The sequence below is a fragment of the Variovorax sp. 05N34 genome, assembly GCF_056397405.1.
On sequence record NZ_JBFTNI010000004.1, the window covers coordinates 342,490 to 362,095 of the forward strand.

The 19,606-nt window shown below is 63.0% G+C and carries 18 protein-coding genes; 9 read left to right on the forward strand and 9 right to left on the reverse strand.

Annotated elements, in window-relative coordinates; all coding sequences use genetic code 11:
• Positions 1–3: 3 nt before the first annotated feature.
• A complete protein-coding gene (locus tag AC1DMA_RS13530) occupies positions 4–1,539 on the reverse strand; it encodes an FAD-binding oxidoreductase (protein WP_478144504.1) in 1,536 nt (511 codons plus the stop codon).
• A 186-nt stretch (positions 1,540–1,725) separates the two neighbouring features.
• Here AC1DMA_RS13530 and AC1DMA_RS13535 point away from each other — a divergent pair, with 186 nt between their 5' ends.
• Complete coding sequence (locus AC1DMA_RS13535; protein ID WP_478123662.1) at positions 1,726–2,358, forward strand: Crp/Fnr family transcriptional regulator; 633 nt, start codon at positions 1,726–1,728, stop codon at positions 2,356–2,358.
• A gap of 6 nt (positions 2,359–2,364) precedes the next feature.
• Positions 2,365–2,940: an NnrU family protein gene (locus tag AC1DMA_RS13540; RefSeq protein ID WP_478123661.1), complete on the forward strand. Its 576-nt coding sequence runs from the start codon at positions 2,365–2,367 to the stop codon at positions 2,938–2,940.
• A 21-nt stretch (positions 2,941–2,961) separates the two neighbouring features.
• On the opposite strand, the gene AC1DMA_RS13545 is transcribed toward AC1DMA_RS13540, so the two are convergent.
• On the reverse strand, positions 2,962–4,260 hold the full coding sequence (locus tag AC1DMA_RS13545) for an MFS transporter (protein ID WP_478144505.1): 1,299 nt from the start codon (positions 4,258–4,260) through the stop codon (positions 2,962–2,964).
• Positions 4,261–4,635: 375 nt separating this feature from the next.
• On the opposite strand from AC1DMA_RS13545, the gene AC1DMA_RS13550 reads away from it, so the two are divergent.
• The 3 genes from AC1DMA_RS13550 (at position 4,636) to AC1DMA_RS13560 (ending at position 6,420) form a co-directional block, all read left to right on the forward strand.
• Positions 4,636–5,403 carry a hypothetical protein gene (locus AC1DMA_RS13550; protein WP_478144506.1) on the forward strand — a complete coding sequence of 256 codons (768 nt, stop codon included), beginning with the start codon at positions 4,636–4,638 and terminating at the stop codon, positions 5,401–5,403.
• Between the two features lie 44 nt (positions 5,404–5,447).
• The gene (locus AC1DMA_RS13555; RefSeq protein ID WP_478123657.1) at positions 5,448–5,816 is read left to right on the forward strand and encodes a hypothetical protein; all 369 of its coding nucleotides are present in this window, start codon (positions 5,448–5,450) and stop codon (positions 5,814–5,816) included.
• Positions 5,817–6,192: 376 nt separating this feature from the next.
• Positions 6,193–6,420 (forward strand): hypothetical protein, encoded by a 228-nt coding sequence (locus AC1DMA_RS13560; protein ID WP_478123656.1) that lies wholly within the window; start codon positions 6,193–6,195, stop codon positions 6,418–6,420.
• A 97-nt stretch (positions 6,421–6,517) separates the two neighbouring features.
• Here AC1DMA_RS13560 and AC1DMA_RS13565 read toward each other — a convergent pair whose 3' ends face one another.
• From AC1DMA_RS13565 to AC1DMA_RS13575, 3 genes are read right to left on the reverse strand one after another with little or no spacing between them, the layout of a single operon-like run.
• Positions 6,518–6,805 (reverse strand): hypothetical protein, encoded by a 288-nt coding sequence (locus AC1DMA_RS13565; RefSeq protein WP_478144507.1) that lies wholly within the window; start codon positions 6,803–6,805, stop codon positions 6,518–6,520.
• 16 nt (positions 6,806–6,821) lie between these two features.
• Positions 6,822–7,574 carry an extensin-like domain-containing protein gene (locus AC1DMA_RS13570; protein WP_478144508.1) on the reverse strand — a complete coding sequence of 251 codons (753 nt, stop codon included), beginning with the start codon at positions 7,572–7,574 and terminating at the stop codon, positions 6,822–6,824.
• Entirely contained in the window at positions 7,571–9,319 is a 1,749-nt protein-coding gene (locus AC1DMA_RS13575; RefSeq protein WP_478144509.1) for a RecQ family ATP-dependent DNA helicase, read from the reverse strand. Before AC1DMA_RS13575 ends, AC1DMA_RS13570 begins: the two co-directional genes overlap by 4 nt.
• Positions 9,320–9,519: 200 nt before the next feature.
• Here AC1DMA_RS13575 and AC1DMA_RS13580 point away from each other — a divergent pair, with 200 nt between their 5' ends.
• A complete protein-coding gene (locus tag AC1DMA_RS13580) occupies positions 9,520–10,431 on the forward strand; it encodes a ZIP family metal transporter (RefSeq protein ID WP_478144510.1) in 912 nt (303 codons plus the stop codon).
• A gap of 317 nt (positions 10,432–10,748) precedes the next feature.
• A complete protein-coding gene (locus AC1DMA_RS13585) occupies positions 10,749–11,129 on the forward strand; it encodes a response regulator (RefSeq protein WP_478123653.1) in 381 nt (126 codons plus the stop codon).
• Between the two features lies 1 nt (position 11,130).
• Here AC1DMA_RS13585 and AC1DMA_RS13590 read toward each other — a convergent pair whose 3' ends face one another.
• Positions 11,131–12,273 carry a PAS domain-containing sensor histidine kinase gene (locus tag AC1DMA_RS13590; RefSeq protein WP_478123652.1) on the reverse strand — a complete coding sequence of 381 codons (1,143 nt, stop codon included), beginning with the start codon at positions 12,271–12,273 and terminating at the stop codon, positions 11,131–11,133.
• A gap of 297 nt (positions 12,274–12,570) precedes the next feature.
• Between AC1DMA_RS13590 and AC1DMA_RS13595 the strand changes: the two genes are divergently transcribed.
• Complete coding sequence (locus AC1DMA_RS13595) at positions 12,571–13,293, forward strand: hypothetical protein (protein WP_478144511.1); 723 nt, start codon at positions 12,571–12,573, stop codon at positions 13,291–13,293.
• Between the two features lie 20 nt (positions 13,294–13,313).
• Here AC1DMA_RS13595 and AC1DMA_RS13600 read toward each other — a convergent pair whose 3' ends face one another.
• Entirely contained in the window at positions 13,314–13,817 is a 504-nt protein-coding gene (locus AC1DMA_RS13600; RefSeq protein ID WP_478123650.1) for an Lrp/AsnC family transcriptional regulator, read from the reverse strand.
• Between the two features lie 91 nt (positions 13,818–13,908).
• On the opposite strand from AC1DMA_RS13600, the gene AC1DMA_RS13605 reads away from it, so the two are divergent.
• A complete protein-coding gene (locus AC1DMA_RS13605; protein ID WP_478144512.1) occupies positions 13,909–17,511 on the forward strand; it encodes an indolepyruvate ferredoxin oxidoreductase family protein in 3,603 nt (1,200 codons plus the stop codon).
• A gap of 32 nt (positions 17,512–17,543) precedes the next feature.
• On the opposite strand, the gene AC1DMA_RS13610 is transcribed toward AC1DMA_RS13605, so the two are convergent.
• Both AC1DMA_RS13610 and AC1DMA_RS13615 read right to left on the reverse strand, forming a co-directional pair.
• Entirely contained in the window at positions 17,544–17,981 is a 438-nt protein-coding gene (locus AC1DMA_RS13610) for an NUDIX domain-containing protein (RefSeq protein ID WP_478144513.1), read from the reverse strand.
• Entirely contained in the window at positions 17,978–19,594 is a 1,617-nt protein-coding gene (locus AC1DMA_RS13615) for an alpha-amylase family glycosyl hydrolase (protein ID WP_478144514.1), read from the reverse strand. Before AC1DMA_RS13615 ends, AC1DMA_RS13610 begins: the two co-directional genes overlap by 4 nt.
• Positions 19,595–19,606: the final 12 nt, after the last annotated feature.

The following is a 19,606-nucleotide window of genomic DNA, read 5'->3' on the forward strand; positions in this document are numbered from 1 at the left end:
GTCTCAAGTCGACGATGGCGGAATCGGCGGAGGCCCCCATGGCACCGGCACGATCGGACCGCCCGCCGGGACAGGCCAGCGGCTGCCCGGCTCGGGGCTGACACTCTGCGCGTATCGGAACGTGTTGTCAGGATCGTACTTTCGCTTGATCGAAAGCAGACGCGGAAACTGCTCTGCCCAATAGCGTTGGCGGTAGTCGGTCTGGCTCAGGCGCGGATAGTTCTGGTAGGACTCTCCGTTGCCCATTGGGTCGAGCAGCGCCATGAAGTCGTCCAGATAAGGCTGCACCTTCAGACGCTGCGGCTCGTCCATCCAGAAAACGTCGACGAAGAGGTTCATGTCCGCCTGGCGATGCACGAAAGCCGTGGCGTCGCGGGCGACCCGGTTGATGGCACCGCCATAAGGCTCGATGGCGACTGCGGTCCACGGATTCGGGCTCTCGGTGAAGCGCTTGCAGATCCTGCGCCATTCCGCAATCGTGAGACGTCGCGCAATGTTGGTGGATTGCTTGTCCTCGCGCGCCAGATCGGGGCAGGGTGGGACGTTCTCGAACAGCCAGTCGTTGAGTTCGAAATAGCTGCCGACCTTCTGAAGCTTGAGCGTGGCACCCGTGTTGTCCAGCAGGGGCTTGAGCGCCTTCTTGCCCTGAGCCGCCGAGCCCCAGTAGGTGCCTCGCATCACCAGCACGGGGTCGAGTTTGGCGCCCAGGCGAACCAACGCGCCCATGTAGCCGAGCTCGGGCGGGGCGCCGCTTTGCATGTAGCCGTCCTGCAGTGCGGCCAGGGCGGCAGGCGCCTTGTCGATCGGCCATTCCAGGCCAAACCCCCATAGCGGCGGCAGGTCGCGCAATTGATAGGTCACCTGAAGCAGGATGCCGAAGTTGTTGCCCGTCCCGCCGCGCATGGCCCAGAACAGATCGGGATTGCTATCGTCTGCCGCGCGCACGATGCGCCCGTCGGCCAGCATGACGAGCATCTCCAGCACGTTGTCGCAGTTCATTCCGAAGAGCCGCGAAGTCAACCCGAAGCCGCCGCCCTGCATGAAGCCCGCCACGCAGACATCGCCACAGATGCCGGTCGGCACGTGAAGCTTGTAGTCCGCCAACGTGGCGTTGAGATGCCCCCAGTTGGTGCCCGGCCCGACCACCGCAATCTTTCGATCGGGGTCGACGTAGATCCCGTTCAAGTGGCTGGTGTCGATGACCATGCCGTCGTTCATGCTGAAGCCAGCGGTGCTGTGGCCGCCTGAACGCGTGGTGGTCCACAAGCCGTATTTACGCGCGAATTGCAGGCATTCCCAGACATCCTGGAACACCTCGCAATACGCGATCAGTTGTGGAAAGCTCTGGAATGCCAGGTTCGAAAGTTGCCTGGACGCTGCATAGGGTGAGTCGGACGGCAGCACGATCTGCCCCTGCAGCCTTGCCTGCAGTTCCTTCGCGGCGCTGCTGTCGAACGGGGCCGGATAGGCGGACATCGCCTCGGCCCAGCCATGAATTCGCTCTCGCCGAGCGACTTGCTTGCGACTCATTCGCCACATGGAATTCTCCTCGTCGGCCGGCGGGCGGCGCGATTGTGTTTATGTTCTTGCGCGTTTGTTGCGAAAAGGCTTGTAGCAGCGAAGCGGAGGGCAGGCAAGCTCCGCTTTGGGGTTGTCGTGGCGGCCACGTCCGAGCAATGGCAGAGCGCAGTAGTATTCCGCGCAGAGGAGTTTCGTGACCCACCGATGAGTTCCGCCAATGAACGCTTGCCGCAAGGCCTGCTCGACGCCATTTCCCCGCACGGATTGATCCGGGCCTTTCCGCCGCAGGCGATCCTGATCAACGAAGGGGACACCACCGATTCGCTCTATATCGTGCTGAGCGGTCGCGTGAAGGTCTACGCGAGTTCGGAGGACGGGCGCGAGGTCGTCCTGACGGAGTACGGGCCGGGTGAATACTTCGGCGAACTCGCGATCGACGGTGAGAAGCGTTCGGCGTCGATCAAGGCGCTGGAAGCCTGCACGTGTCGCGTGGTGCAAGGGACCGAGTTGCGACAGTTTCTGGCAGAGCACCCGGATTTCGCGCTGCACCTCACCCGCAAGCTCATCCGCATGGTGCGTCGCCTGACCGAACAGGTGCGCAGCATGGCGCTGCAGGATGTCTATGGACGGATGGTTCGCGTATTGACAGATCTTTCGGACGAACTCGGAGAAGAACGCGTGATGCGCCGCAAGCTGACCCAGCAGGACATCGCCGATCGCGTGGGTTCGTCGCGCGAGATGGTGAACCGTGTCATGAAGGAACTCACCGCCGGGGGCTACGTGGGGCAGCGCGACGGCCGGATCGTGATCTTGCGCAAGCTGCCGGCGGCCTGGTAGATGAGCATGTCGATTCTTGTTGCCGGCCTTGTTCTCTTTCTTGGCGTGCATTCGGTGTCCATCTTTGCGCCTGGCTGGCGCCAGGCGCGGATCGCACAGTTCGGCGAGCGCGCCTGGAAAGGTCTGTACGCGCTGGTCTCTCTCGCGGGTTTGCTGGTGCTCATCTACGGTTACGGTTTGGCCCGTCACTCGCCCGTGGTCTTGTACGCGCCACCTTTGGCACTGCGGCATGTGGCGCTCGTGCTGATGATTCCGGTGTTTCCGCTCTTCCTGGCGGCGTACCTGCCGGGCCGAATCCAGCGCACGGCCAAGCACCCCATGCTGCTTGCCGTAAAGCTCTGGGCCACGGCGCATCTGCTGGCCAATGGCACGCTCGCGGACGTGCTTCTATTCGGCGGCTTTCTGGTGTGGGCGGTGGCAGACCGGATTTCCGTCAAGCGACGCCCAATGCCGCATGCCGTGCCAACAGCTCCTTCGGGACCACTCAACGACGTCATCGCCGTCGTTGGTGGTCTTGCCGTCTATGTCGCTTTCCTGTTCTGGCTCCACGCCTGGATCACCGGCGTCTCACCGCTCGGCTAGCAAATCGCTGCAGGCCCGTCACTAGGCTCGCACGGCCTGCGCGCCATGTTCAGCCCGCTTGTCGTGACCGACAAGCAGCACCAGCGCGAATGCCACCACCGACAAGAGCGCGAGGAAAAGCACCGCGTAGAAGTCGTTGCCCATCCGGTCCTTCAGGATGCCGAAGATCGTCGGGCCGATGTAGCCGCCGAGATTGCCGATCGAATTGATCCACGCGATACCCGCCGCTGCGGCAACACCGCTCAGCAATGCCGTCGGGACGGTCCAGAACACCGGCAGCGCCGTGAAGATGCCGAACGCGGCCACCGTGACGGCGGCCATTTTCGGAATTGGTGCGCTGAACTGCGCCGCAGCGACGAGGCCGAAGAAGATGCATGCAAGCGGGATCAGCAGAAACAGTTTTCGCTCACGCCGCGCATCGGACCAACGCGTCCAGAACACCATCGCGATCGCACCGACCAAGTAGGGGAACGCGTTGATGAATCCGATCTCCACATTGCTCAGGCCGCCGAAGCCCTTGATGATCTGCGGCAGGAAAAATCCCAACCCGTACAGCGGCACGGTGATGCCCATGTACACAATGCCCAGCGAAATGACCTTCCAGTTGAGCAGTGCCTGCTTCCACGAGATGTTGTGAATCGACTCGCGATGGCGTTGTTCGGCATTGAGCGTGGTCTGCAGCCAGTCGCGTTCTTCAGGCGTCAGCCACTTTGCGTCCTTGGGGCGGTCGGGCAGGTAGAACAGCACGAAGAAGGTCAACACAACTGCGGGCACCGCTTCGATGATGAAGAGCCATTGCCAGCCGTGCATGCCCCAAAAGCCGTCCATGTTGAGGATGTAGCCTGAGATGGGGGAGCCGATCACCGTCGAGATCGGAACGGCAAACATGAACCAGCCCACGATGCGGGCGCGGTAGGCGGCGGGAAACCAAAGGGTGAGATAGAAGATGAYGCCGGGGAAGAAACCGGCCTCGGCCATCCCGAGCAGAAAGCGGACGACGTTGAAGCTCGTCGCACCGCCCACCCATGCCTGCGCCATGGAAAGCACGCCCCAACTCAGCATGATGCGAGCGATCCATCGACGAGCGCCGAAGCGTTCGAGCGCCAGATTGCTCGGCACTTCGAACAGGAAGTAGGCGATGAAGAAGATGCCCGCCGCGTTGCCGAAGACGGTGCTCGTGAACCCCAGGTCCTTGGACATCGAGGCCCCGGCAAAGCCCAGGTTCACCCGGTCGAGATAGGCAACGAAGTAACTGACCATCAGAAGCGGCAACAGCCGCCAGCTGATTTTCGAAATGGTTCTCTGCTCCAGGGATTCCACGTTGTCTCCAGATGTTGTTGTGATGGGGCGCATCGGTGCGCGCCCGATGTTTATACATCGTCGCGGATGCACGCACTGTCTCCGCAAAGCAATCGAAGTCTTTGCCGCAGCTTTGCGATGTTTCTCATGTACTGGGATTGACGCCGTCCCTAGGATTTCGGTCGAGCGCTTGCTGAGGGAGGGAATCCGCTAACGCTCGATTGGCGCCATCAAAACATCGTGCGATTCACATCGCACCGGAGGATTCATCATGACGGCCTTCAATGCCGTAGCCCTCTCCTTGGGCTGTTTGCTTTCGCGCGCTGACAAGCGTTTTCTGCTCACGCTGCGCGTTTCCCCTCAGATGCCGCAACTCGACCTTGGTCGCACAAAACCATGAATCGTTCAGTTCGGATGAGACGAATCGGTGTGCTTGCGTACTCATCGGGGGAACGTGAATATGCCCGCCGCGTACTGCGCTCACTCGGCTACGCGCCGCTTGTTTTCACCAACCTCGATGAACTGGCGGAGATGGGTGTCGGCGCGACTACTCTCGATATGCTTTATCTCGGCAACATGCCTGTGACGGATAGCAAAGGCCGGGAAGTTCTAGAAGGCGTTCGTGCCTCCATCGGCCCTGATGTCCCCGTACTTCACGCGGGGTTGCACCAGGACATTCGCCCCAAGAGCCGAGGAGTCTCCGCGAGTCCGCCGCGCTCCTTCAGTGACTACTACCGGCTCATCCTTTCGTTTCTGAATGCTTGCAGGTTCGAAGGCGCCCGGTCTCATCTGTCCTGGGGGAGCTATGCGTTCGATCCCTTGGGGAGAACAGTAGCTTTTGCCGGTCGAACGGTGCGGCTGGAGCCCGCTGCCTTCGACGTCGCCCTCGAGTTCTTCTTCTATGCCGGCAGGACGTTGACGACCAAGCGGTTGAAGCAGGTGATGCACTTTGAAAAAGCTGCGCTCAGGCTGAAGGACGACTATCTCGCAGGCACCATCGCTATCCTGACTACCGAGCTGTGGCTGTCTGGAGCCCATGGATGGGCTTTGGAGACGGTTGAATCGGTCGGCTATCGGCTGATCCCAGTGGATCCCGCCTCGAGCACCCCGGCCACTGAAGCAAGCTCTCGTCCACTCGCCGGCGCTGAGCTTGAAAGCCAATAGTGATATTCGGCAGAGGCCAAGTCTGAAGAATCAGGGAGAACGACTTGAACGGAAAAGAGCCATATGCCGGTCTGAAGGCGCTGTGCGGTGGAAAGCCGGAACACATCGCGGAACTGATGGACGTATTCATCCTCTCGACTTCGGACGATTTGAAGGAGATGCACCTGGCGGTCCAAATGCGACGCTACGTCGAACTGCAGCGGTTGGCGCACCGCGTGAGTTCGGCGTGTCTTCAGCTTGGCGAAATGACTGGAGTAGCCGCTCTGCGGGCAATCGAATACCTGCCCGAGGTCGAGGGGGACGGCCCTGAAAAGGTTGTTCAGCTTTTGTTTGCTTTTGCAGAATCTGAGTTGTCGGCCGTGCTTGTCCGTGCATCGGAGTTCCATTCTTCTCTACGCCCCCTGCAGGACTGATTGGATGCTGCGAACGACGGTATCAATTTGCGAAACTGAAGCGGTGTAAGCTGCCGGCGTGAAACCCCTCCAGAAACTGATCCTCTCCGGTGCTGTTGCGGTTGCCGGCCTTTGCGCCTTCGCGCCTGCAATCGCGGCGGGAGATGCGCCAACCAAGGCCAGATCCTGCCATTGGGATCGGCAAACGGGTCGCATGATTTGTCAGCGCGCCCGTTCGCCCCGCACCAACGCGCCCGCACCGGCAACAAAGCCGAAAGAAGTTGGCGCTCCAGATTCTGTTTCTCCCACATAGACAAGCACAATGCACTAGCAGGCCGATAGGTTCTCGGCGGCGGTAGAGTTTCGCCTTGAACTGGATCACGGCCAGGAGGAAAAGATGGAACCGGAAGAAGTCAATGCTCGGCTGCGTGCCCTGGAACTGAGGGCAGTCGCCCAAACAGCGGCGATCGCGGTTCTGCTCCAGGAGCAGCCCAACGCCTCCGCGAAGCTGCACTTGGTTGCGGAGCACCTCGTCGACGCGCCACCGCTGCCCTTGTCTGACGAGGATCTCGTCAAGGTGGCAGCGTACATCCAGGCCATGCTGGGCGGCCCCTGGATCGACTGACCGCGGCGGATCTTGACGGCTACCACCGCGACACACGACACGACGCGACAGTTGGCAAGGTTTGCAGCAAATGTTGCGGATGGATGCGACCATCCCTTCACCCATCGCTCTGCGCACGCGGGGAAGCTTTTTTTTCACAGTACTCTCTGCATGCTTCCACGAAGCGGCGCGCTGCTTGTGCGTCCGGGTCCTCGTCCGTCCAACGCACCGTCACGGTGGCGTCAGCATCGCATGACGAGAGGGCGACGCCCAGCGATCGACGGAGCGGTTCAGGTACCTGTGGCTCATCAATGAGCAGGAACGCGGCAATGCGCGCGGCCTTTGGACTCAAGGCGACGGCCTGTTCATAAAGCGAACCCATCTTCATACCGATCCGTTGCAACATGCGTGCCGGACCGCCCTCAGTCGCACATGCGCCAACCACCCATCTCCAGATGGAAATGGTTCTGATGGGCGGTGTTGTAGTCCGGCCCGAGCACGCCCTCGAAGTACGTGCATGCGCTCGAATGGACGTCGCTCAAGAACGCCGTTGGGCCGGTGCGGGATTTGGAAATTCCCGACTCCCAATCCCGTCCGACAAGAATCCGACGCCCGTGGATGGTGACGAAGCCGGATACGTCCAGCGCATCGGCTGTCGCATGGCGGCTGCGCCGTCCGCTCGCGCCGTCCTTTTCGCCGGTGTTGATGTCGCGACATGCGTAGCTTCCAAGATGCTCCAAGGACGCGATGGTGGACTGAAGATCCTTGCGCGCCGCCGGCTGGACGCCGTGGCGCTCCCACATCGCAAAGGAGAGGGCGGCGCGGCAACTCAGGATCAGTGGCGAACTCAACTTGATCTCTCGACCTTGCCGCAGACGTAGGGCGTTGTGAAAGCCGCATTCGGGACCGGTCACTTGGTCGGGCACGCGCTCATAGCGCATGCCACTTCGGCCGAGCGCTGCGAAGCAGGCTGGGGCCGAGGCACCCGCCCGGCGCAATTTGAGCCCGGTCAGGAAATTCGGCGGCGCGTCGACGTCCAGTTCAGCCCAGGGGTTGAATCGGTCTGGCACTGACACAAGACCGCGATAGAGCGCGAAGCCCGCCGCAACCAGCGCAGCGACGGCGACCACAGCAATCCAGCGCGCACCGCGTGGCCTTCCTTGCTTGCCGTTCATGGTTCAGCCGGGCGAGCGCGCAGCGGCCTCACGTAGTCAGGCTGAAAACATCGCTGACTGCCATCTGCGAATTCGATCGTGACCGAGATCGCATCCGCGCTGACCACCATTCCCTTGCCGTACCGCGCCACGCGCACCGGCGTGCGCGGCGAAAAGTTCGAGTGGTGCGACTGAGCCGACGACGACGCCGGCGCCGTGGAGTCGCTGGCGGAGAGGGTGCGCTCATGGGCGGCGATCCGCAGGCAGTTGTCGCAGGTGCCGCATCGCTCGGCCAGTTCATCGCTTGCCAGTTCACGAAGCAGCACTTGCCAGCGGCACAGTCCGGTCGTTGCATAGAAGACCATTTTTTCAAGGTCGATGCGCTCCTGCTCGCGCTTGTCGCGGTAGCCGCTGAGCAGTGCGTTCACGCCGGCCTCATCGAGCAGCGGCCTCTCGCCCCAGCGCAACGAACCGTCTTCGGAACTCGCCACGAGTTCGCTGGATTTCAGCAAGCCGAGCAGCACCCGCAGTTTGCCGCCCGAAAGGTGCGCCTCTTGCTGGAGTGCCGTCGGCGACCAACCCGGCGCCTCCGCAGGCGGCGCTGCAAGAACCCGCTGAAGCATGCGCAGTTCCCCAGCTTCCGGCCATGCGCCAGCCAGGAAGAATTGCTGCACGGCTTTGTCGCGCCGCAGGTACAGCAAGGTGCAGTTTGCGGGTTGCCCGTCACGGCCTGCGCGTCCCGACTCCTGGTAATACGCGTCGAGGCTCGAAGGCATCTGGAAGTGCAACACGAAGCGGATATCCGGCTTGTCGATGCCCATGCCGAATGCGTTCGTCGCGACCATGACGCGCACTTCGCCCGACATGAAGGCATCCTGTGCGGCGCGCCGCTCCGGGGCGCGGCGCCTGCCGTGATACAGACCCACCGACTCGCCGGCCTCCGAGAGCGCGACGAACAGTGCTTCCGCCGCCTTGACAGTCGCCGTGTAGACGATCCCGCTTCCGCTCAGCCGTGCGACGAGTTCCAGCGCGCGCTCCAGTTTTTCCGGCTCGCTCGTCGATGCGTGGACCGCATAGCGCAGGTTGGCTCGGTATGCGCCGGTGTCGACGAGTCCTGCGCGCGGAATATCGAGCTTTTCCATGATCTCGGAAGCCACCTCGGGCTTCGCGGTAGCCGTCAAAGCCAGCACGACCGGTTGACCGAGGGCCCGCGCCGCCGCACCGATCTCCAGATAAGCAGGCCGAAAATCATGCCCCCATTGCGAAATGCAGTGAGCTTCGTCGACAACGAGCAGCGATGTCGGGCGCTTCTGCAGCAGAGCCACGAACGATGCATCGGCCAGGCGCTCGGGCGTGCTGAAAATCACGCGCGCATCCCCGGATTCGATTGCCAACTCCGCTGCCTCGATCTCCGCCGCGCTGCATTGGCTATTCAGTTGCACGGCATGTACCCCGTGATCTCCGAGCTTTTCGCACTGATCCTTCATCAGCGCGATCAATGGCGAGATCACGACTGTCTGGCCGGGAAGAAGCAGCGCCGGCAGTTGGTAGCAAAGGGACTTGCCCGCTCCGGTCGGCATGACGGCAAGCGTTGAAAGTCCCGCCATGACGCGGTCGATCACGAGGCGTTGCCCGAGGCGCAATCTCCGATGCCCGAATGTCTCGCGCAACGCTCGTTCAAGTCGATCGTCCGTGGTGCTTCGGCGAGGCCTGGACGCTGCAGGCTTGGGTCGCGTCTTGGCTTGCGTCTTGGCTCGGGTCGACATGGCGGTCAGTGTGCGCGGCGGCGCATCGAAACTTGTGAGAGCGCGTCGATGGGCCCTGTCGGTCGGCGGCCTCCTCAAGACTTGCGGCAATGGCGACCGACCTGAAGACTTCCTCGGGTCTCCGAACGCGGAAGTCTCCTACGCGGGCAGCACGGACGGCGGGCGAATTTGGCGCGCTCACCAGACGGGATCACGACCGAATGAACTGGCTTGCCGCCGTTGAAGGACTTGCGCGACCACGCCGCCATGGGTCCTTGCGGCGCTGGAGTGGCTTTGCCATCGTGATCGGTGGCTTGTCGATATTCGCCTGGCAGGCGTTCGAAGCCGGGATGGGGCACGATCCGCGACTGCGGGGTGCGTTGCTCGGCGGGTTGGTCGCCGCCTTGGCAACTGCTCTCGGGACGGTCCCCGTGCTGCTGTCACAGCAGTTTTCCCAACGGGTCTACGACACGATGCTCGGGTTCGGCGCCGGCGTGATGCTGGCGGCCAGCTCGTTTTCATTGGTCATTCCGGCGCTGGCGGCGGCCAAGTCCCAGGGAGCGAGCGGTTGGGGCGCGGGCAGCATCGTGGCTGCCGGGATATTGCTCGGTGCCCTGATGCTGCTTGGCATCGATCGGGCGGTGCCTCACGAACACTTCGTGAAGGGCGTCGAAGGCCCGGAAGCGCGCAGTCTCAAGCGCGTCTGGCTCTTCGTCCTGGCCATCGTTCTTCACAACCTTCCCGAGGGCTTGGCGATCGGGGTTGCGTTTGCCGGCACGGACACCGTCGGCGCGGTAGCGCTGACCACCGGCATTTCAATTCAGGACGTACCAGAGGGCTTGGTCGTGGCGCTCGCGCTGCGGGGCGTCGGCTATGGGCGACTCCTCTCGGTAGTCCTCGGGGTGCTTTCCGGGTTGGTGGAGCCCGTCACGGCCGTCCTGGGTGCCGCCGTCATCGGCGGATCGGCAAGCATGCTGCCCTGGGGCCTTGCCATGGCAGCGGGTGCCATGCTCTACGTGATCAGCCACGAGATCATTCCAGAGTCCCATCGCAAGGGGCATGAGGCCTTTGCGACGGGTGGTCTCATGCTGGGCTTTGTCGTCATGATGCTGCTGGACACGGCCCTGAGTTGAAAGAGACTATTCGTGCGACTCTCCGCCTGAGTCCACCCCGAAAGCGCGGCGAATCTCGTCCAGGGCATGTTGCGCGATGCGGACTGCCTCGTCGAGCTGTGGTACATCCTCTGCAGGCATGTCGGGCCTCGGATGCAGCGCAAACGCCAGCCTCTCGCAGGCTGCCTCCCATCGCAACTTCGCTTGCAGTTTCGCCGGCTCTCTGTCCATCGTCTTCATCTAGTTGATAGAGAAACCATCCTACTGCGCCGTGTGCTCGCTGCCCACTGATATGACGGCGCGTCCGTCTACGCTTGGGCACAGCCAGTGGATGGGACATGCCTCTTACAGTTTTCTTGGTGGAAGACAACCCTGCAATCAGGGACGTCCTCATTCCCGCGCTGCGGGATCTCGGGCAATCCGATGTTCTCGCCTCTGCGGAGTCGCAAGGCGAGGCCATCGATTGGCTCGCGAGCCACAAGGGCTGCTGGAACCTGGCGATCGTCGATTTCTATCTCAAGGAAGGCTCGGGCCTCGGCGTCGTGCAATGGTGCAAGGAGCGTGATCGCGGTCAGCATGTGGTTGTGCTGACCAACTCCGCAACACCCGCCCGGCGCTCGGCTTGTGAACAAGCGGGTGCCGACGCAGTCTTCGACAAGGCGAACGAACTGGAAGAGTTCTTCGACTATTGCCTGGAACTGGCGGAACAATCGCAATGACCTATTCGTCCTCGCGGAGCGGAAGGCGCACGGCAAATGCGGCGCCTTTGCCCTTGCCGTCGCACTGCACCTCGATGAAGCCGTGGTGCGCATCGACGAGGTCCTTGACCAGCGACAGGCCCACCCCAAAGCCGCCCTCCGATTGATTCGGGTTCTCTTGCGTGAAGAGGTCAAAGATGACCGGCAGCAGCTCCGGGGCGATGCCCACACCCGTGTCCTCGATCTTGACGACCGCATAGTCGACTTCGACGGTGCAGTGCGCCCAGACCTGTCCTCCCTCTGGCGTGTACTTGATGGCGTTGTGGAGAAGATTGAAGATGATCTGATGCACCCGCTGCCGGTCCGCCCAGATCATGACGGGGGTTGAAGGAACCATGACGTCCAGTTCCTGCCGTTTCGCCTTGGCCTGGCTGCGGATGCTTTCGGTAATTTCGATCAGGTCCGCGCCGAGATCGAACTGCTCCTTGATGAGTTGAAGCTTGCCGGCGCCGAGCTTGGCGACGTCGGTCAGGTCGCGCATCATCCGTTCCATCTGGGCGACCTGCCTCCTGATGACGGCAAGGGGAAGCCGGGCATGTTCGTCCTTGCCCGAATGCTCCAGCAAGCTTGCGACATTGAGGATGGGCGCGAGTGCGTTGCGGACTTCGTGACTCAGCCTTGCAAAGAACACGTCCCGGGCCTGCAGGTCGCGCTTGGCGGCGTCGAGCCGGTTTTGCATGGTCTCGATCTGCGCTCGCTTGTTCGTCCTTTCGCTGATCACCTTGGCAAAGCCGGCGATCTCGCCGTCGCTCTGAAGGGCCACGAGAGAGCCGAACACCCAGATCTGCGCACCATCCTTTCGCACGTGCCAGCGGTTGTCCTCCGAGCGGCCGGCCGAAACTGCTACGTCGCGCTCGTGTTGCGGCATGCCGCGCGCGCGGTCCTGCTCTGTGAAAAGGAAGTCCAGGGATCGTCCCAGCACCTCCTCTTCGGCATAGCCCAACATCGCCTGCGATGCGCCACGCCAACTGATGATCTTGCTCGCCCTGTCCAACATGATGAAGGCGTGGTCCGGTGCCTGGTCCCACAGGAGATGCAAAAGACGCTCCGGGCGTTCCGGCTCCCTGTCCTCGGGTGCGTTGGCAGTGGCATTGCTTTGGTTCATGAGGTCATCGAACGAAGGATCGAACCGGAGGGTCCATGGCAGGCATGCAGGTGGCGCGGGTGTCGCGGGTGTGTTGACCATCGACCCGAGCTTGGGCGAGATCGCGTAGGAAGAAGCCCGGCGAGGCGGGGGGCGTTCACTGACAAGCGCCCCCAACAGGGCTCCGCCGTGGCTTGCGTCGGCCAATGCTCTCAAGGGAAGGTTGTGCCGACCGGCCCGGACGCCAAGGTGATCGCGGTAGCTTTGCTCTCGTGTGCGAGGCGGTGGCGCCGCGCACAAACCTGCAAGGAGAGCTGCATGCCGAAGCCGAAACTGGAATGGGAGGTCCTCCCGCACGGGCCGCTCAGGGAAATCGATCGCGACATCCAGGTCGTCGAGGGCGAGATCCCGATGCCGCTGTTGGACCTTCCGCGACGAATGACGATCATTCGGCTGGCCAATCGCGACTTGCTGATCTGGAGCGCCATTTGCCTGGAGGAAGCAGAGATGGAAGAGATCGAAGGCTACGGTCGGCCCGCGTTCCTGGTGGTGCCCAGCGATCATCATCGCCTCGACGCCGGAGCCTGGAAGCACCGCTTTCCGGACCTGAAGGTGGTCACGCCGCCCGGCTCGCGCGACAGGACCGAAAAGGTGGTGGAGGTCGATTCCACCGCGCCCGACTTCGGCGACCCGGACGTCCGCCTGATCGCCGTGCCCGGCACGCGCGAGGAAGAAGCGGCCTTGATGGTGCGGCGCGCGAGCGGCATCACGCTGGTTCTGAACGATCTGATCGGGAACATCCGCCATTCGTCAGGCTTCAGCGGCTGGGTGCTTAGGACGATGGGGCTTGCCGGCGACAAGGCTCAAGTGCCCAAGTCGGTCGAGCTCATGATCATCGAGAGCAAGAAGGCTTTGAGCGCCCAGCTCAGCGAATGGGCCGCGCTTCCGGACCTGAAGCGCATCATCGTTTCCCACGGCGACATCATCGATGAGTCGCCGCAAGCCGTATTGAGGGAACTCGCCTCGTCGCTGCTCGAGTGAAGCATCGCGCAGGCGTCGGCTCAGCCGCGTGATCGCCGCGCCGGCCCGAAATCGACCGGCAGGCTTCCTTCCGACTTCACTTCGCGCAGCACGATGGCCGATCGCACGTGGGTGACGCCGGCTTGGTCGAACAAGGTCGTGTGCAGGAATTTGTCGTAGTGCTTGATGTCCGGGACGAGCACCGTGAGGATGTAATCGGCTGGGCCGGTGGCCGACACGCAGCGCACGATCTCCGGGCTCGCCTCAACGGCCTTTTCGAAATCGCGCACCTTCGATTCATTGTGGCGGTCCAGATTCACCTCCGTCACGGCCGCGAGGTTGAGCCCGACCTTCTCTCGGTCAATGACGACCGTGTAGCCGCGGATCACGCCGGCCGCTTCCATTTCCTTGATGCGGCGCCAGCAGGGCGTCGACGACAGGCCGACCTTGTCGGCAATTTGCTGCACGGTCTGACGCGCATCGCGCTGCAATTCCAGCAGGATTTGGAGCGAGTAGTTGTCTAGAGGAATGGAATCGTCGTTCATGGCGCTTTGTGAGGAGGAAATTCTCGAAATCAGGGTCGGTGAGGGTGCATTGAAGAGGATATTCCTCTTGATTGCGAAGAACAATCCTCGGATGAACTCGCCAGCAGTCTCCTCTTCCGTCGCGCCCATCCAGCGGCCTGCCTATCAGCTTTCCGACAGCCTCTGGGCGCGATCCGGCGCCATCTTTCTCACGGGAACGCAAGCGTTGGTGCGCATCATGCTGATGCAGCGCGAACGCGATGCCGCTCGGGGCTTCAATACGCAGGGCTTCGTCAGTGGCTACCGCGGCTCGCCGCTCGGCATGGTCGACCAGGCGATCTGGAAAGCCGGACCTGCTTTCAAGGATGCGGGCATCCGCTTCGTGCCAGCGATCAACGAGGAGCTTGCCGCCACGCAGGTGCTCGGCACGCAAAGGGTGGAGTCGGACCCCGAACGCACGGTCGAAGGCGTCTTCGCTATGTGGTACGGCAAGGGCCCGGGCGTAGACCGTGCCGGCGATGCGCTCAAGCATGGCAACGCATACGGCTCATCGCCACACGGCGGTGTGCTGGTGGTGGCGGGCGACGACCACGGCTGCGTCTCGTCATCGATGCCGCACCAGAGCGACCACGCATTCGTCGCCTGGAGCATGCCCGTCATGCAGCCGGCCAGCGTGGCGGAGTACCTGGAATTCGGCTTGTATGCCTACGAACTCTCGCGCTTCTCGGGTGCGTGGGTCGGCATGGCGGCACTGTCGGAGGTGGTCGAAAGCGCGGGCACGGTGGATCTCGACCTGATCGACGCGCGCATCGCCAAGTGGGCCGATGCCGACGCCGTGCGTGCAGCCACGGGCCACCGAGCGCCGGCGGACGGATTGCACTACCGCTGGCCCGATCTGCCTTCGTTGCGCATCGAATCGCGCCTGGCCGACAAGCTCGAAGCCGTGGCCGCGTTCGCGCGCGTCAACAGCATCGACCGCCACGTCATAGAGAGCCCGCATGCCAAGGTGGGCATCGTGACCTGCGGCAAGGCGCACTACGACTTGATGGAAGTGCTCCGCCGTCTTGAAGTAACGCCAGAAAGCCTCGCCCGGGTCGGCGTCAGGCTCTACAAGGTCGGCCTGAGCTTTCCCGTCGAGCAGACGCGCATCAAGGCCTTTGCTGAAGGGCTGCAAGAGATCCTGATCGTGGAGGAGAAGGGCGGAGTGGTCGAGAGTCAATTGCGCGACATCTTCTACAACGCGCCGGCCGGTGCACGGCCCGCACTCGTGGGCAAGCACGATCGAGACGGCCGCCCGCTGGTATCCGCGCTTGGCGAGCTGCGGCCGTCGCGCCTGATTGAACTGGTGGCCCATTGGCTGTCCGTGCACTTTCCCGACAACGCCGGTCTTGGTGATCACTTCCAGCACGTGCGCGACTTCACGCTGCCGGAGCTGTTGAGCAACGATGGCGACTCCGTCAAGCGACTGCCGTATTTCTGCGCCGGGTGCCCGCACAACACCAGCACGAAGGTGCCGGAAGGCTCGACCGCCCGAGCCGGCATCGGCTGCCATTTCATGGCCAACTGGATGGACCGGAGCACGGCCGGCCTGATCCAGATGGGTGGTGAGGGCGTCGACTGGGTTTCGCATTCGATGTTCACGCGGACGCCGCATGTTTTCCAGAACCTCGGCGACGGCACTTACTACCACTCGGGCTATCTGGCGATTCGCCAGGCTGTCGCGGCCAAGGCGACGCTGACCTACAAGATCCTCTTCAACGACGCCGTGGCGATGACCGGCGGGCAGCCGGTCGACGGCATCATCAGCGTCGATGCGATTGCGCGTCAGGTCGAATCAGAGGGCGTGAAGCAGGTGGTGGTCGTCAGCGACGCGATCGACAAATACGCGCAAATCAAGAACAAGTTTCCGGCCGGCACTGAGTTCCACGACCGAAGCGAACTCGATGCGGTGCAGCGCCGCTTGCGCGAAGTCCCCGGCGTGACGGTGCTGATCTACGAACAGACCTGCGCGGCCGAAAAGCGCCGGCGCCGCAAGAAGGGCGAGATGGTCGATCCACCCAAGCGCCTGTTCATCAACGAGGCAGTGTGCGAAGGCTGCGGCGATTGCAGCGTTCAGAGCAACTGCGTGGCGGTGCTGCCGCACGAAACCGACCTGGGCCGCAAGCGCAAGATCGACCAGACGAGCTGCAACAAGGACTATTCGTGCGCCAAGGGCTTCTGCCCCAGCTTCGTCGGCGTGACCGGCGGCGCGCTGCGCAAGAAGAGCGGCGCACTTGCCGCAGGGCGCGATGCCTTCCTTCAGCATGTGGGGGCGTTGCCGCTCCCGGCGCCACGCACGTGGGACGCGCCCTATGACCTGCTCGTTACCGGCGTTGGCGGCACGGGCGTGGTGACCGTCGGCGCGATCATCGCAATGGCTGCTCACCTCGAAGGCAAGTCGGCGAGCGTGCTGGACTTCATGGGTTTTGCGCAGAAGGGCGGGGCGGTGCTGAGCTTCGTGCGGCTGGCCGACACGCCCGAGCGCTTGAACCAGGTGCGCATCGACACCCAGCAGGCCGACGCAATCCTGGCCTGCGACATCGTGGTGGGCGCTTCACCCGACGCTTTGCAGACGGTGCGACATGGACGCACCCGCATCCTCGCGAACATGCACGAGATACCCGTCGCAGAGTCGCTGCGCAATCCCGATGCGGACCTGAAAGTCGAACTGCTGCTGGAGAAGATGCGCTTCGTCGCTGGCAGGAATCAGGTCGAAACTTTCGACGCGCAGACGATGGCGGAGGAATTCCTCGGCGATACGCTGGCGTCGAACATCCTCGCGACTGGCTACGCATGGCAGCGCGGGTTGATCCCGCTGAGCCTCGAGGCGCTGACGCGCGCGATTGAACTCAATGGGGTCGCGGTTGCTGCGAACCTGATGGCCTTCTCGCTCGGCCGGCTCGCTGCAGGCGCACCGCAAGCCATCGAGGGTCTGCGCGATTCAACGGCGACGCCTGTGCAGGACGACTCGCTCGATGCCTTGATCGCGCGCGGACGCAAGCATCTTTCCGCCTACCAGAACGCGGCCTGGGCGCAGCGTTTCGAGGCTCGCGTACGCGCGGTGCAGCAGCGCGAAGAGAAACTCGTCGGCGGCGATGCGAGCTTGCCGGTCACGCGCAATGCGGCCAGCAGCCTGCTCAAGCTCATGAGCTACAAGGATGAGTACGAAGTCGCGCGTCTCTACAGCGACGGCACCTTCCGCGAAAGGCTCGCCGAGCAGTTCGAAGGAGACATCAAGCTTGAGTTTCATATGGCCCCGCCCATGCTGTCGCGTCCGAAGAACGGGCAGCCGCCCGCCAAGGTTCGGCTCGGCGCCTGGATGCTGCCGGCCATGAAGTGGCTGGCGCACGGCAAACGCGTGCGCGGCACCGTTTTCGACGTGTTCGGCCACACCGCGGAGCGCCGGCTGGAGCGCTCGCTCATCGAGCAGTTCGACGCGCGGCTGCAGGAGCTGACGGCCGAACTGACGCCCGACAACCAGAAGCTCGCTGCGCAGATCGCCGCAGTGCCGCTCACGATCCGCGGCTATGGGCATGTGAAGCTCGCCAACCTCGCGTTGGCGCGTGGCCGCGAAGCCGAATTGCTGCACCGCTTTTCGCCCAGCCGCTACCCACGGCCGGCCGCGGAACCGAAGGCCGGGCAGATTCGCGGCATTGCGGTCGTTGCGACGCACTGAGGCGGTCGGCGGTTGAAGGAAAGGGCGTTGCGCTACGGCGACATCGCCTCGAAGCCGGGTAGCGACCGAAGCAGCGCCGTCATCGACTTGGCCGCATGTGCGGGTATGTCCACGACATCCACCCACTTGAATCGGTCGACTTCGGGCGTCATCGCGCCTGAGGCATGGTGAGGAAAGAAGCTCGTGCATTTGCAACTCGCGATGTCGCAGTCGCGCGTGTGCAGGGTGACTCGAAAAAGGTGGAGATCCTTGGCAGGCAGATACCGCATGCGACCGACTTCCGCCAGTGAATCCGGCGCCAATTCGATGCCCGTCTCCTCACGCACTTCTCGCACTGCGGCATCGCGCGCCGACTCGCCTTCTTCAGCACCACCCTTGGGAATGTCCCAGTGCTTGCGGCCCGTCGCGTGCGCCATCAGCAGTTGACCCTGCTCGTTGGTGATCAGCACGCCGTAGGACGTCGTCTTCATGCCTCGGCACCGATCACGACACCTTCATAGGGGCCCAGCACCAATGGGCCTTGGATGGATTTGGCGCGTGCGGGATCGGTCGAAGCCAGGACGATAGGTCGGCTGGGCATCAAGGCCGCTGCCGGCGTTGCCGTGGTGCCGCTGAAATTCAAAAGAATCAGCAGCCGCTGGTCGTCGGCGTTGCGCGCATAGGCAAGCACGTGGTCTTGGCATCCAAGCGCTTCATAGTCGCCCTGGTTCAGCGCCGGGTGCGCACCGCGCAGCGCGATGAGGCTCCGATAGAGTGCCAGCATCGAGCCTGGGTCGCGCGACTGCGTTTCCACGTTGTGCTTTTGCCAGTCGGCTGCGAGGCGCAGCCATGGGGCGCCCGTCGTGAAGCCAGCGTGCGCCGCGGCGCTCCATTGCATGGGCGTTCGCTGCGGGTCTCGCCCCAGGCCCTTGCCGGGCTCGTTCTTCTCGAACGGGTCTTGCACTTCATCGGCGGGAATGGGCACGTCGGTCATGCCGATCTCGTCACCGTAGTAGAGCGTCGGCGTGCCGCGCAGCGTGAGCAGAAGCATGCCCGCAAGCCGTGCCATCTGCGGTCCGATGCGGCTCGCGATGCGCGGCTTGTCGTGATTGCCGAGCACCCAGTTCGGCGCAGCGCCAGGGGGCAGCGCGGCTTCGTAGTCGCGCACCAGGCCGTCGATGCGCTCGGCGTTCCACTCGGCCGCGATCAACTGGAAGTTGAAAGGCAACTGCACGCCTTCGAGCACCCCTTCGGCGTTGAGCCCGTAGTAGGCAACCAGGCGCGAGAGCGGCAGGTAGAGTTCGCCAATCAGCACGCGGGAAGACCGGGCATCGCTGAATGCATCGACCACGCGGCGCATCTCGGCGACGATCTGCTGCATCTCGGGACGATCGGTCGTGTAGAGGGGCAACCAGCGGTGGGCCGGATCCTGGCCTTCGACGAAGGCCGGGTTCGGCGGGTTGTCCCGAAACTCCGCATCCTTGATGAGGTGATAAAGCACGTCGATGCGAAAACCATCGACGCCGCGCCGGAGCCAGAAGCGCAGCACGTCGTACATCGCGGCGCGCACTTCCGGGTTGCGCCAGTTGAGATCGGGTTGCTCCTTCAGGAATGAATGGCAGTAGTACTGGCCCGTGGTCTCATCGAAGGTCCATGCCGGCCCTCCGAAGTTGCTGAGCCAGTTGTTGGGCGGGCCGCCGCCAGGCGCCGGGTCGTGCCATAGATACCAGTCGCGGCGAGGGTTGTCGCGACCGTTGCGGCTCTGCACAAACCACGGATGCTGGTCGGACGTATGGTTCGGCACGAAGTCCAGGATGACCTTGAGCCCCCGCGCATGGGCGTCATGCACCAAGGCATCGAAACCGGCCAGCGTGCCGAAGCGCGGATCGATGTCACAAAAATCGGAAATGTCGTACCCGAAATCCGCCATTGGCGACGGATAAATCGGCGAGATCCAGATGGCGTCGATGCCGAGCGAGACAAGGTAGTCCAGCCGGCTGCGAATTCCGTCGAGGTCGCCGATTCCATCGCCATTGCTGTCCTGGAACGAACGCGGATAGATCTGATAAACGATTCCGTTCTTCCACCAAAAGTCGGCTGACATGCCGTTCCTTTC